Source organism: Pedobacter sp. UYEF25, assembly GCF_054061655.1.
This window is the reverse complement of the sequence record NZ_JBSSEL010000003.1, coordinates 352391-364791: the sequence shown is the minus strand read 5'-3', so window position 1 is coordinate 364791 and position 12401 is coordinate 352391. Positions and strand designations below refer to the sequence as shown.

The following is a 12401-nucleotide window of genomic DNA, read 5'->3' as shown; positions in this document are numbered from 1 at the left end:
TCCTGTTGGATATCCTGAATATATGGCTCTGCCATATTTCTTACATTCTGTTCAAACTCTAAAGAACAAAGAGACGGGAGGTTATATCTTTTACGCAGCATAGTTCTAGACTTGCTTAGGATGCCAACTCACTCTCTCGCCTCTTCACTTATTTCTATAAATTTGATGATAAATTATTATTATTCAAACATAGGAGGATGCCATTCCCATCGTTAGCGCAAGACCTAGCCTGTGTGTATTGCTTGGAAATCCTTTTTGTGAGGAACGAGCAAAAAGATTGGAACGGAAAGCGCGACCCTCTTCAGGGGAACACCCAAAATCCCTAAAATATTTTAGTTTTTCAAACAGTTTGATATTTATTTGGGCGCTTTTACACGCTGTACATTGTATCTTTAATTGGCTTTTAAAGGCCAATTAAAGATGCCAGGTTTTTAAACGGCTTCCTTCTAGAATAATGATTAACAGACTACGTTAGAAATTTAAGTTTGGTTATTTTTTGTGCGGTTTCCCAAAGTTTCTTAGCCACTTTTTCATTCATTGCGTTTTCTTGAATGTTGGCCAAAGTTGGATAACCTCTCAATCCATCCTCTTCAGGTTCGTACATATTCCCTCCGTTTACATGCTAAGAAACTGCTGCATAAAGTACCGATAGAGCACCCTGCCAAGGCTCCATAAATACTCCCAGCCGTTCTTTCCCTATGGCGATTGCTTCGGCACTCAAATGCCTAGTCAATTCGGTATTATTTGCACCCGGTTGTGCAGCAATTGATAAGACGTGGTGTCCATTGGCTTTAATTCTCCTATTCAATTCTATTGAAAATATCAGATTTGCCAATTTGCTTTGCCTGTATTCGCGCAAAGCATCATAATCTTTTTCTAATTTTAGGTTGTAAAAATCTATTGCCGCAGTTTGATAACCATTGCTGCTGAGCGTTACGATGCGCGAATTTTCAGTTTTCAAAAGTAGCGGATACAATAAGCCCGTAAGGTAAAAATGACCTAAAAAATTAACGCCAAATTGCATTTCAAATCCTTCGTTGGTTTTAGATTCGGGAGGTATGGCTAGCCCTGCATTATTTATCAACAAATGCAGTTGCATATGTTGCTGCGTAAAAGCATCGGCAAATTGTTTGACAGACTCTAAACTCGACAGATCAAGTATGCCAACTTCCAAGGAACCTGAGCCTTTTCGTTTTTTCATCTCAGCAACAGCTTGCTCAGCTTTCTCTTTATCCCGACAGGCAATAATTACATTTGCACCGGCCTGAAATAATGCCAATGCTGTTTCGAAACCGATACCGGTATTGCCTCCTGTTACAATTATAGTTTTACTTTTTTGGCTGAAAATATTTTTGGTTGACCACATATTGCTTAATAACTGTTTGAGAACCTGACAGAATTTTTTATCAGTTTAACGATTACAACGTTGCCATATCGATTACAAACCGATAATGCACATCATTCTTTAATATTCTCTCATAGGCCGTTGCTATATCTTTAATGTCAATAAGTTCTATATCAGCAACAATGTTGTGCTCCTCACAAAAATCTAGCATTTCTTGCGTTTCGGGTAAGCCGCCAGCGCCAGAACCTGTTATGGTACGGTTGCCACCTGATAACAAAAATGAAGAAACCTGTAACGGTTTTACAGGCATCCCAACAGAAATAAAAACACCATTGGTTGCCATGGATTCGATATAGGTTGTAATATCATGGTCTGCAGCAACGGTATCAATTATAAAGTCGAAACTTCCTTTTACGCCATTAAATTGTTCTTCATTGGTGGTAACCACAAACTTGTGTGCGCCTAAGTCTTTTGCATCTTTTTCTTTAGACGGCGAAGTGCTTAATACAGTGACCTCTGCGCCAAAAGCTACCGCAAATTTAACGGCCATGTGTCCAAGTCCGCCGAGCCCAACAACTGCAAGTTTATGCCCTTTGCCAACCTTCCATTTTTTAAGTGGCGAATAGGTAGTGATTCCTGCACACAATACTGGTGCAACTGCGGCCAAATCCAGACTTTCTGCCACTCGGTGTGCAAATTCTGCTTTTACTACAAGATTGTTAGAATAGCCACCATAAACAGGGTCACCATCGTGATCTTTAAAATTATAGGTCTGCACTGGAGATACCTGGCAAAATTGTTCCTGACCGTTATCGCACTCTTTGCAATGCCCGCAGGAGTCTATCATTACGCCAACAGCGGCACGATCGCCTTTTTTAAATTTAGTAACGTTTTTACCTATCGCGGCAATATGGCCTACAATTTCATGGCCTGGTACCATTGGAAAAATGCCCGGACCCCATTCGTTGCGGGTTAAGTGAATATCGGTGTGGCAAACCCCGCAAAAAGCAATGTTTATCAGTACGTCATCGTCACCAACTTCTTTACGTTCAAATTCCCATGGTTTTGGTGTAGTTTCAGCATCCATCGATGCATATCCTTTTGAAGCTATCATACATTTATTTTGCTTAAAAATCAGACTTATTTTTTAATAAAAGCCATTGGCAATCGATTTATTTATTCCGATAGAAAGGATTCCCTGTATCAGTTGTTCATCTGGAATGCTCAACTATTTTAGTTCATGTTTGTCACAATTTCTTATTTTTGATTATAGACTGCCGCAAATTCCTTTGCAAAATCCTTCAATTTTGTCGGGCTCATTTCTGGTTTGTTTTTTTCATAGTTTTCCGCCAGTTTACCAGTGTGGATACTTCGATATAGATCTCTTACGGCATTTGCAATATGTTCTGGCACACCGTAGCTCATCAATTTTTCTTTTTGCGCATCATCACTAATCAAATTCCATTTCAATTCTGGTATTCCGATTGCTTCACCAATAATTTTAGCAGATTGATTTGCAGTCATTTCATCACTCGCCACGTACTTTATTTTTTCAATATCATCTGTTTTCAGCAATTCCTCTGCCGCAATCGTTGCAACATCATTTGGGTGAACCCATGCAATTTTATCATCGGCACCATAATTTGCAGCCATCTGTGACGCATTTTTTATCATACCCATAAAACTGTATAAATTATACATTAATGACACTGCGCGCAAATGAGTTACTTCAACATTTTCGAGACTATTCAGAATTTCCTCCACGTTATGAGAGCCAATTATCATTCCTGTTCCTTCGCTTAAATGTGCCCCCCAGCTGCTTAAATGAACCACGCGTTTGATGCCTGTTTTCTCAATTGCAGATCTATAATTATTTCCTATTTGTTTATAATAGGCTACTTGATCTGTAGGAACTGCGTTTGGCGGAATCATACAATACACTGCATCCGCGCCGTCAAAGGTTATTGAAACAAAATCTGAATCTTCCAAAGATCCGATTGCTGCTGTGGCCCCTAATCCTTCTATTTCTTTTCGTCTTTCCTCGCTTTTACTTACTACAGTTACATGGTGTCCTTGCTTAATCAATTTTTCCGCAAGTGGTTTACTCATATGACCCAAAGAGCCTGTTACTATAATTTTCATATTTTGATTTCTTATTGATAACTGATTGATTGGCATAATTGTTTACAACTCATTAAGGCATAAATCCCACACATCCAAATCTGTTTACCACGGGCTGATACCGGTTTCTTTATTATTATCATCGCTAAAAAATGTTCCTGTCAAGCCATCTTTATCGAGTGTTGACGCTTTTACAATCCTTGCCGCTGCATCTTCTACTGTTCCCGGACCGCTGTGGTGATTAAAGTCAGTTGCGGTATAACCTGGATCTACTGCGTTTACTTTGAACGGAAGGTCTCGAAGTTCGTATGCAAGCGTAATGGTATACATATTTACCGCAGCTTTTGAGCTATTGTAAGCAGCCAGTTTGACTGGATAATATGGCCAATTTGAATCTTTATGCATCGCAAGGCTACCTAAACCAGAAGTTACATTTACAATACGTGGTTCGGGTGCTTTGTGCAATAGATCTAAAAATGTCTGTGTTACGCTAATCAATCCAAAGAAATTTGTTTCAAAAACTTCTTTTAATAATTGAATATCCGCTGAGGCCGCACTTTGAGCCATGCCGCCGCTAATGCCAGAGTTATTTATGAGTACATCTAAAACTTCCGTTTTCTCGCCAACCATAGCGCGGGCATCTCTTACAGATTCTGCATCTGTTACATCGATTTTTATGGTCTCTACATTTGTGAGCCCAGCGTCAACTAACCGTTTTACGGCCTCCTTTCCTTTCTCTACGCTTCTACTACCCAAGTAGACGTAATAGCCCTTTTGTAGTAATTGTTTTGCTGTTTCGAAACCAATACTTTTGTTGGCTCCCGTTATCAATACATATTTCATTTAGATAATTTTATAGATGTAAAATATTAGCGGCAAAAAAGTTAAAGCTTCTATCCGCGGCGGTTTAGATTGAAATGTCAAGCTTATGAAAATAAACTTTAGAGAAGGGTCAATACATTTTATAAACTTTAGACATTTATAAATGTTTTGTTTATTTCAGTTTTTAGCCTATCCATAAAGACGAAAAAGTGTTTGTTTAAAAAAACCTTAACCAAATAACGCACAAGCAACTTAAAATTTCAAATTGCTTGTGCACTAAAAATATTTCTTAATTTAAACCGCTACCGATTCTACTTCTTCAGCAACCTGAATATTTGCTTCAAGTTTAATTTTCTCGCCAAGTCCCAAACCACCGGTATCGGTAAGTTTGTTCCAGGTCATGCCAAAATCCATCCTATTTACTGTTCCAGTAACCTCAAAACCATGTTTCAGAACTCCATGGCCGTTATCTTCGGAGCCGCCATATTCTACATTTAATTCTACAGGTTTTGTAACACCTTTCATGGTTAAATCACCAATCATTTTATAATTTTCATCATCAGTCTTGGTAAATGAAGTAGATTCAAAAGTTATTGTGGGATATTGCTCCGCTTCAAAAAAGTCTCCACTTTGCAAATGTCCATCACGCATTTCTTGACCTGTGTCTACACTTTTAACTTCTAATGAAAGTGATACTTTCGCATCGTTAAAACCTTCACCATTGGTAGTTATCTTACCATCGAATTTTTTGAAGCTTCCCGTAACCGTTGAAATTACTAAGTGTTTAATTTTGAAAAGTACTTCAGAATGCATTGGGTCGATCACCCAAGTTGTGGAATTGTTCATATATTAATCTTTATTTTAATCTGTATCGCAAAAATAAGCCAATTTGCTATCCAAAATATAGTTGTTACCCAAAAGTAAGTAGTTACCTCTAAGTAAGTAAATAAAAAATTTACAATGAGTCAAAAGGAAAAAATTTGCCAACTAAAATTATTGACGTTAAGAGATGCCCTAGAAGTAATTCAGGGAAAATGGCGTCTACCGATAGTTATTCCCCTAAATCATGAAAACGAAGGATTGGACAAATACAACGAGACATTGCCGATACTTCCGCTAAAATGTTTTCACAGCGGCTAAAATCATTTAGTTCAGTTTCCTAAATTACCCCCACCTCAATTAGAAAAGAATTTTGTGTCGCGGTAATTTCAAGGAGAAGACAAACGAAAATGCTATAAAATTGCAATGCTTTAAAAAGGGTTAACGGCTGGTGGTCTGCTGACCGATTCATTCCAGCCTACAAATCGAAATAAATGCGGTGTTTGTAAAGAAAAAACCCTCAGCATTAGCCGAGGGTTCGCATGTTAGTTCTCGTTTGGGACGTTAACTTGTAATAGTATGGGTTATGCTATTTGTTTATTAAAATTAAAGAAATCTTGGTGCTCCTCCAGTAACTTGGCAATCGCTGCCGCTTTTGTATCTGTAAGCTTAAATTCGACTAGCGGAGTTTGATTTTTTTTGCTCTTTACCATTTTTTCGGTATAAAACCTGTAGACCAAACCATTTGTTAGCAAACCATACTTAGCCTTAGTTTTTCGGAAATAATTTATCAGGCGAGATTCATCCAATCCTAAGTAATCTAAGTGATGCTTGCACTCAACTAAAATAGTCGGCTTGCCATCTTTCATGATCGTATAATCTACCTTTTTCCCTTTATTAAAACCAAATTCTGCAATGGCATCTGTTTTCACATCATTAATGTCGTAACCCAATAATTGAATAAAGGGCATTACCAAAGCATTTCTTGTTAAGTCTTTTGACTGCACTTGCGGCAACATCTTTTTAACACGTAGTTCGAATTCCCCAATTTCATCTTTTAGTTCCATGATTTTATCCTCCTTCAGATTTCGACAACATCCTTTGTTGAACAAACTTTCTGATAAAAAACGGATTAAAAGCATTTTTTACACGAAACCCCCAGTTTATTACACGAAACCCCTTTTTTTTCTAAAACAATTTTAACTGTTTGTTTTTTGCGACAGCATTTTGCAGATTCTTTTAAAACAATTTTTATTTTATTTACCTTGGCAAAAAATAACAGCAGTAGCGATGGATTTAAATTGTGTAGTTGTAGATGATGAAGATCATGCAATAGAAGTATTGACAGACCACATAGCAGACATGCCGGGCCTGACACTTCTAAAAACATATGATAGCCCGATACAGGCCTTGGCGGGAATAAGTGAAGAGGACGGTATCGATTTATTATTCTTAGATATAGATATGCCCGGTATAAGTGGTTTAGAACTTGCTAAAGCGGTTAGAGAAAAAGTGAAGTATTTGGTTTTCACAACTGCTCATCCAGACTATGCGCTACAGGCTTTTGACGTGCAGACCGATCAGTATTTACTTAAACCAATTTCTTTTGCAAAGTTTGCTTTAGCACTAGATAGAATTCTAAAGAAAGAAGCTGCACAAGAAAAAAGAATTGAACCTAAAGAATTGAAGATCTCAGAAATTTTCATAAAAGGAGATCATAAACATGCGTTCTCAAATATTTCGTTAGATAGCATTCTCTATATAAAGTCTTTGACCAATTATATACAGATTTTTACGCAAACTGAAGCGCATACAACCTATCTTACATTAAAGGAAATCGAAAAAGCATTGGAAAATCACCCGTTTATTAGGGTCAATAAATCGAATATTGTTGCAAAATCTGCCATTAAAAAGGTGGATGGCAATATGGTGAGATTAGTGAATAACGAGATGTTGCAGATTGGAGAACCTTATAAAGATTCTTTTTTCGAATATGTACAAAAGAGCTTGTTAAAATCGAATAGAAGTAATTAAATTCTCTATTAATTTAGCTGAGAGAGATTGTTTTACCATTGAGGTGAATGGCGTTTTGTATGCTGTGATATTTAACTCTTGCAAAATTGGCGCTCGATTTCAAGTTGCTATTAACTATCAATCAGGTTAAGCAGTAGAGATTAACACCACTTTAGGTAAATTTTTGCTCCCTTAAATTTACCTTCGCCTAAACTTAATGCTATTTCTGGAACATGATTGCCATCGAGCTTAAAATGGTCTTTACGGTAGCGGTACTTGGATCAAGAGTCGGATCTGTCTTGAAATCATTCGCAGTTTTAATGTTTCTGTAAATGAATACTGTTTTCTTAGTTAATGAGTTGTTTGTAGTTACTTTCATAATAATGGCTTTGCGGGGTCTGTTACGGGTATATAAAAAATTCTATTTCTGGAACATGATTGCCATCGAGCTTAAAATGGTCTTTACGGTAGCGGTACTTGGATCAAGAGTCGGATCTGTCTTAAAATCATTCGCAGTTTTAATGTTTCTGTAAATGAATACTGTTTTCTTATTCAATAAATTGTTTGAAGTTGCTTTCATAATATTGGCTTTGCGGGGTCTGTTACGGGTATATAAAAAATTCTATTTCTGAAACATGATTGCCATCGAGCTTAAAATGGTCTTTACGGTAGCAGTGCTTGGATCCAACGTTGGGTCAGTCTTGAAATCATTCGCATTTTTAATGTTTCTGTAAATGAATACTGTTTTCTTAGTCAATGAGTTATTTGTAGTTGCTTTCATAATAATGGCTTTGCGGGGTCTGTAATGAGTATAAAAAAGAATCTATTTCTGGAACATGATTGCCATCGAGCTTAAAATGGTCTTTACGGTAGCGGTGCTTGGATCCAAAGTTGGGTCAGTCTTGAAATCATTTGCATTTTTAATGTTTCTGTAAATGAATACTGTTTTCTTAGTCAATGAGTTGTTTGAAGTTGCTTTCATAATAATGGCTTTGCGGGGTCTGTAATGAGTATAATAAAAATTCTATTTCTGGAACATGATTGCCATCGAGCTTAAAATCGTCTTTACGGTAGCAGTGCTTGGATCCAAAGTTGGGTCAGTCTTGAAATCATTCGCAGTTTTAATGTTTCTGTAAATGAATACGGTTTTTTTTCCTAAGTTCGTGTTGCTGTTAGTCTTCATAATTGTTTAAATCTTAATACTTAAATATGTGTAACGATTTGTTGAAACAAAAATGCGAGTTCAAAATAGAAAAATATAAAATTTTACACCAAGCATTTAATTTAGAGGAAGAAAGATGTTTTTTCGTAGATTTATGACATTTCAAGATTTAATTTCTGCATTTCATGCGACTTATAAAAAACATCAAATCCATCTACTTGCTTGGGGATGTTTCATTATTTATGATGTTTTCATTTCCGGTTTAATAGACAGGTTCGGTCAACCCGGAATCTATATAATTTCCTTTACAGCAGCAATATCCGTCTTTTATTGCCATGCCTATCTAATGGGATTTGTTGCGTCAAGAAAGAATAATTCAATTGCATTTTTGGTTGCGATTGTGGTGATAACGTCTGAGTTGCTGGGTTATTTATGTCTGGTTTACCTACTTAGATATGTTTTTGCAACACTAAACCTAGTGGCGGTTGCAGACCATACCTCAGTAACCAAAGCTTTTGTATTAAATAATATCTGGAGAGCTTTGTATTTTGTTGGCTTTGGAACAGGCTATTTTTATATTTTAAAATCTATAGATAATACAAAAACAGTTGAGGAATTTAAGAGAAAGAGCTTAATAGATCAAATAGAGCGACACAGTTTGGAAAATTCCCTAATTCAAACACAAAATAATTATTTAAGGAGTCAGATAAATCCACATTTTTTATTCAATACGCTTAACTTCATTTATAACGATGCGAGGAAAAAAGCTCCAATCGCTGCAGAAGCGATCATGAATCTGTCTGAAATGATGCGTTATGCATTGAAAAGAAGTGAGGCGTTAGAAATAGTGCCAATTACAGAAGAAATTGCGCAAATTGAGCATTTGATAGACTTACACAAGCTCCGCACAAAAAACGCAATCAATTTAGAATTTATTATTGAAGGAGAGCTTATGGGTGTGCGCTTCCCTCCGCTAATACTACTCACTTTGGTCGAAAATATGTTTAAGCATGGAAATATTTTGCATCCCACGCAACCTGCTGTAATTAGGATGAAAAGAAATCAAAATATTTTGGAAATCAATTTTTTCAATTTGATTGGTCCTACGCAACAAAACAATGACAATTGTCATAAAGTTGGGGTAATTAATACTAAAACGCGGTTAGAAAATATCTATAAAAGCAATTGCGTGTTTAATTGCTTTACCGATACTCAAAAACAAACGTACCGCACAGAAATATCTGTCAATTTAGATTTTACGCCGAAGAAATAATCACCTTGCTTTGTTAATTGCTTGAACGCGCTGAGCATCTTTGAAAAAGAAATAGTAAAAAAGCATTTCGTGGCTGCGTTGATGATTGCTAAAAAGTCTATTAATATGCATGTGCATTAAACTGCTTAATAATGATGCGCGCTTTTCAATTTCTATATCTTTTAATATTGAAACCATACTTTGAGAGAACTGGTTAAATTTTTGCGTTTGTTCAGGGGTTTTCTCCAAAATCTCGTAGCTACGATAACTTTGATATTTTTCATTTAATTTTTTAAAATCCATCGACTCCAAATGATGCTCGCTATTGAAAGAATCTGAAATCTGTCTAACCAACCTTATAAAAAATTTGGGTTCAAAAATCTCAGATTCGGCGATTAATTCAAGCACACAACTGCAACATTTATACTTATCAAAATCGCTAGGATTGCTCGCAAGAAAAGCGAGTACAAATTCGCTGTCTATTGCAAAATGCTTTTCTATTTCTTCGATATTATTGGCCCCATACCGTTCTAACTCTCTCCTGTACATTTTAGCTTGGACATCTGATACGATCCCTGACTGCAGATATGAAGATAAATTTTCTGTCAGCGCATAGGTCAATTCTTGAGATTTTTTAGGATCATTTAACAACATTCTGAGTCTAATGTGATCGCCATTTTCATTGTAGCGAATGAAAAACCAAAAGGCTATTGCATCACCGTAGTTAGCCACAAATTTGCCAATCACATTTAACAAAATTTCATCCGCTCGCTGCTGATGGCAGTAAATTTCTAAATACAGCCACTCCCCTCCTAAGGGAAAATACTGTGCTATCGTTGGCTTTCGGTCATCATCAGTAGATTCTTCCCCACTAAATATTTTCTCCTCATGATATAAATTTAAATTAAACTGCGCAAAATATGGCTTCCCTTTTTCATCAACGACCAAGTTTTTTTTAGGCACAGCGACCTCCTCCACATATAGCTCTGTTTTTTTATCCAAAAACTGCATAAAAGCTTCCAAATCCTCGTCAATCTCCAGATTAAAACACAAAGTCTGGTCGCCCAAACCTGCTTTAAAATAAGGAGAAACTCCCTTTTCCTCCAAATACCTTCTAAAAACTTCTATCGTAGGATTCTCGTTGGCCTTGGTTAAATATTCCAATTTTTTGATTTTCCATTTCGCCGCACTCAGCACCACGTTGTGATATTGCAAGCGCGGATAATAATTTAGTTCCGGAAAAATATTAGAAAGTGAAAAAGATAGGCTCGTTTGAACATGGTGGTGTTGCAAATCACATAACAATCTAAACGCCGACAAATCGGAACGCGAGTAATTGTATGCGCTTGCCATGCGAGGTATCAGACGTTTGTTTATTTTTTTAGACCTTATGATAATTTCTGAGTTAACCACGGAAATCATAAAATCATTTAGATTAAGGGGTTCGGCGCTGGTATCAAAGTTGAGAATTGAAAGTTGGTAATCGTAAATTTGCCTTCTTCTGTTTATATTATCGACATTGTTTTCTGCAAGATAAGACACGTCAAAAAAAAGTACTTCTGGATTGGCTTTCTGCTCTAACTCCGCCATTTCCGAACAATGTTTTTCGATCTTCTCATTTGCCAAAGTAAACCTGCCGGCCAATGCGTTTGCAGTTGCACCTCCTATTGTCTCTGCAAACACAAGTTCATCAACAACGGAAAGCAACACACTAAATGTATTGGGAAGTTTTGGCTCCCTGATGTCTTGTGGCAACTGTACCCTATTTAAAAAAACCGGTTCGCCTATTTTAAAGCTGCTTTCCGAAAGGCTATTTTCGATCTGTTCTTTCAAAATACTAAGGCCTTGCTTCATTTTACCTTGCCGCCCAGCAAATTGCGCCACAAAATCTTCACTGCCTCCACCTTGTTCTAAATCTTCGTAGCCAACGCCCATTTCTGGATCTAATGCGATAAGAAAAGGCACCTCTTTTTGATCAAACTTTTTCTTGAACCTTTTGATAAAATTTGCCAGAGGAGGCCTTTCTTCCATGGGTAAAAGTTGATTTACAAAGTGTACCAAATTTGGCAAATGCTGAAGCAATTTTGCATCTATTTTTCCACTAATGACTTCTCTTTGGGCAATGATATATTGAGGTATTTCCGGAGATGAATGTATTCCAATTCTTTTAAAGTAGTCTTCGCCGATGCTGTTTTGATCCCGCTCCACAAAAATAAGTTGAAGTTCATGCATCTGAATCAGTAAATCTGTTAAGTTTTTTACCCCATCCTCAGAAATTTTTAGGAAAGTCACTAACTCACTAACTTTTATGGGTTTAAAACAAGCGCCCAAAATACTTTCAACGAGTTTATTTTCGTTGATTTCAGAAATTTCGAACAGATTATTTGAGAAGGAAACATACCGCAAACCTTCATTAGTTCTGTAATAAGTACTATTGCTAAAAAGAAGTGTATCTGCTAAAATTTCACTTTGTAAATCGCGCGGTAAGTTACTTTTATAAGGCCAATCGATAAAACTTCCTAATTTTTGAACTTCGTGAATGACGATATCACTATCTCCAGCAGCTATGCAATTTTCTAAAATTCCAACACTGGCAAAAGTGCCGTAAGGGGTAGCTCTAAATTTTGCCCTATTAAAATATTTCCAGATGGTAAACTTTATTTTTGGAGGTAATCCATCTAAGTCTTCCGTAGTAACGTCCTTAATAATTTCGTAAAAGGAGGATGAAGAAATAGAAATCGCCTCTTTTAACGCAATCCAAATAGACGGCAAATCGTCTAAAAAAGAAAACTTAGGCGTACGGAAAATTATACTCGGATGAATTTTAAGTTTCATAAAATGATTGTTTGCAACACTACGCTCACTTT

At 36.5% G+C, this 12401-nt stretch carries 16 protein-coding genes; 3 read left to right on the top strand and 13 right to left on the bottom strand.

The features are described 5' to 3' along the window. Positions 1-466: 466 nt before the first annotated feature. The 6 genes from ACVWYG_RS05585 to ACVWYG_RS05560 form a co-directional block, all read right to left on the bottom strand. Positions 467-604 (bottom strand): hypothetical protein, encoded by a 138-nt coding sequence (locus ACVWYG_RS05585; protein WP_457269170.1) that lies wholly within the window; start codon positions 602-604, stop codon positions 467-469. A gap of 18 nt (positions 605-622) precedes the next feature. Beyond that, on the bottom strand, positions 623-1366 hold the full coding sequence (locus tag ACVWYG_RS05580) for an oxidoreductase (protein WP_457269169.1): 744 nt from the start codon (positions 1364-1366) through the stop codon (positions 623-625). Positions 1367-1418: 52 nt separating this feature from the next. After that, positions 1419-2459 (bottom strand): NAD(P)-dependent alcohol dehydrogenase, encoded by a 1041-nt coding sequence (locus ACVWYG_RS05575; protein ID WP_457269168.1) that lies wholly within the window; start codon positions 2457-2459, stop codon positions 1419-1421. Positions 2460-2602: 143 nt separating this feature from the next. After that, positions 2603-3487, bottom strand: a complete 885-nt coding sequence (locus ACVWYG_RS05570; RefSeq protein ID WP_457269167.1) for an NmrA family NAD(P)-binding protein — start codon at positions 3485-3487, stop codon at positions 2603-2605. An 84-nt stretch (positions 3488-3571) separates the two neighbouring features. Beyond that, positions 3572-4309 carry an SDR family oxidoreductase gene (locus ACVWYG_RS05565; protein ID WP_457269166.1) on the bottom strand — a complete coding sequence of 246 codons (738 nt, stop codon included), beginning with the start codon at positions 4307-4309 and terminating at the stop codon, positions 3572-3574. A gap of 273 nt (positions 4310-4582) precedes the next feature. Then, positions 4583-5134: a YceI family protein gene (locus ACVWYG_RS05560; RefSeq protein WP_457269165.1), complete on the bottom strand. Its 552-nt coding sequence runs from the start codon at positions 5132-5134 to the stop codon at positions 4583-4585. A 114-nt stretch (positions 5135-5248) separates the two neighbouring features. Here ACVWYG_RS05560 and ACVWYG_RS05555 point away from each other — a divergent pair, with 114 nt between their 5' ends. Continuing rightward, positions 5249-5428: a hypothetical protein gene (locus ACVWYG_RS05555; protein WP_457269164.1), complete on the top strand. Its 180-nt coding sequence runs from the start codon at positions 5249-5251 to the stop codon at positions 5426-5428. Positions 5429-5691: 263 nt separating this feature from the next. Here ACVWYG_RS05555 and ACVWYG_RS05550 read toward each other — a convergent pair whose 3' ends face one another. Next, a complete protein-coding gene (locus tag ACVWYG_RS05550; protein WP_457269163.1) occupies positions 5692-6174 on the bottom strand; it encodes a type I restriction enzyme HsdR N-terminal domain-containing protein in 483 nt (160 codons plus the stop codon). A gap of 223 nt (positions 6175-6397) precedes the next feature. Here ACVWYG_RS05550 and ACVWYG_RS05545 point away from each other — a divergent pair, with 223 nt between their 5' ends. After that, positions 6398-7141, top strand: coding sequence for a LytR/AlgR family response regulator transcription factor (locus ACVWYG_RS05545; RefSeq protein WP_457269162.1), 744 nt, complete (start codon positions 6398-6400; stop codon positions 7139-7141). Between the two features lie 199 nt (positions 7142-7340). Here ACVWYG_RS05545 and ACVWYG_RS05540 read toward each other — a convergent pair whose 3' ends face one another. The 5 genes from ACVWYG_RS05540 to ACVWYG_RS05520 are packed head-to-tail and all read right to left on the bottom strand — an operon-like array spanning position 7341 to position 8303. After that, entirely contained in the window at positions 7341-7499 is a 159-nt protein-coding gene (locus ACVWYG_RS05540; protein WP_457269161.1) for a hypothetical protein, read from the bottom strand. Positions 7500-7541: 42 nt separating this feature from the next. After that, the gene (locus ACVWYG_RS05535) at positions 7542-7700 is read right to left on the bottom strand and encodes a hypothetical protein (RefSeq protein WP_457269160.1); all 159 of its coding nucleotides are present in this window, start codon (positions 7698-7700) and stop codon (positions 7542-7544) included. A 42-nt stretch (positions 7701-7742) separates the two neighbouring features. Continuing rightward, positions 7743-7901, bottom strand: coding sequence for a hypothetical protein (locus ACVWYG_RS05530; protein ID WP_457269159.1), 159 nt, complete (start codon positions 7899-7901; stop codon positions 7743-7745). Positions 7902-7943: 42 nt separating this feature from the next. Next, positions 7944-8102: a hypothetical protein gene (locus ACVWYG_RS05525; RefSeq protein ID WP_457269158.1), complete on the bottom strand. Its 159-nt coding sequence runs from the start codon at positions 8100-8102 to the stop codon at positions 7944-7946. Between the two features lie 42 nt (positions 8103-8144). Next, positions 8145-8303 (bottom strand): hypothetical protein, encoded by a 159-nt coding sequence (locus tag ACVWYG_RS05520; RefSeq protein ID WP_457269157.1) that lies wholly within the window; start codon positions 8301-8303, stop codon positions 8145-8147. Positions 8304-8418: 115 nt separating this feature from the next. Here ACVWYG_RS05520 and ACVWYG_RS05515 point away from each other — a divergent pair, with 115 nt between their 5' ends. Next, positions 8419-9555 (top strand): sensor histidine kinase, encoded by a 1137-nt coding sequence (locus ACVWYG_RS05515; protein ID WP_457269156.1) that lies wholly within the window; start codon positions 8419-8421, stop codon positions 9553-9555. Here ACVWYG_RS05515 and ACVWYG_RS05510 read toward each other — a convergent pair whose 3' ends face one another. Continuing rightward, on the bottom strand, positions 9556-12369 hold the full coding sequence (locus ACVWYG_RS05510) for a thiopeptide-type bacteriocin biosynthesis protein (protein WP_457269155.1): 2814 nt from the start codon (positions 12367-12369) through the stop codon (positions 9556-9558). Positions 12370-12401: the final 32 nt, after the last annotated feature.

Coding starts and splice junctions, on each gene's coding strand:
- ACVWYG_RS05585 (WP_457269170.1), bottom strand. CDS start 604: ATGTACGAACCTGAAGAGGATGGATTGAGAGGTTATCCAACTTTGGCC.
- ACVWYG_RS05580 (WP_457269169.1), bottom strand. CDS start 1,366: ATGTGGTCAACCAAAAATATTTTCAGCCAAAAAAGTAAAACTATAATT.
- ACVWYG_RS05575 (WP_457269168.1), bottom strand. CDS start 2,459: ATGATAGCTTCAAAAGGATATGCATCGATGGATGCTGAAACTACACCA.
- ACVWYG_RS05570 (WP_457269167.1), bottom strand. CDS start 3,487: ATGAAAATTATAGTAACAGGCTCTTTGGGTCATATGAGTAAACCACTT.
- ACVWYG_RS05565 (WP_457269166.1), bottom strand. CDS start 4,309: ATGAAATATGTATTGATAACGGGAGCCAACAAAAGTATTGGTTTCGAA.
- ACVWYG_RS05560 (WP_457269165.1), bottom strand. CDS start 5,134: ATGAACAATTCCACAACTTGGGTGATCGACCCAATGCATTCTGAAGTA.
- ACVWYG_RS05555 (WP_457269164.1), top strand. CDS start 5,249: ATGAGTCAAAAGGAAAAAATTTGCCAACTAAAATTATTGACGTTAAGA.
- ACVWYG_RS05550 (WP_457269163.1), bottom strand. CDS start 6,174: ATGGAACTAAAAGATGAAATTGGGGAATTCGAACTACGTGTTAAAAAG.
- ACVWYG_RS05545 (WP_457269162.1), top strand. CDS start 6,398: ATGGATTTAAATTGTGTAGTTGTAGATGATGAAGATCATGCAATAGAA.
- ACVWYG_RS05540 (WP_457269161.1), bottom strand. CDS start 7,499: ATGAAAGTAACTACAAACAACTCATTAACTAAGAAAACAGTATTCATT.
- ACVWYG_RS05535 (WP_457269160.1), bottom strand. CDS start 7,700: ATGAAAGCAACTTCAAACAATTTATTGAATAAGAAAACAGTATTCATT.
- ACVWYG_RS05530 (WP_457269159.1), bottom strand. CDS start 7,901: ATGAAAGCAACTACAAATAACTCATTGACTAAGAAAACAGTATTCATT.
- ACVWYG_RS05525 (WP_457269158.1), bottom strand. CDS start 8,102: ATGAAAGCAACTTCAAACAACTCATTGACTAAGAAAACAGTATTCATT.
- ACVWYG_RS05520 (WP_457269157.1), bottom strand. CDS start 8,303: ATGAAGACTAACAGCAACACGAACTTAGGAAAAAAAACCGTATTCATT.
- ACVWYG_RS05515 (WP_457269156.1), top strand. CDS start 8,419: ATGTTTTTTCGTAGATTTATGACATTTCAAGATTTAATTTCTGCATTT.
- ACVWYG_RS05510 (WP_457269155.1), bottom strand. CDS start 12,369: ATGAAACTTAAAATTCATCCGAGTATAATTTTCCGTACGCCTAAGTTT.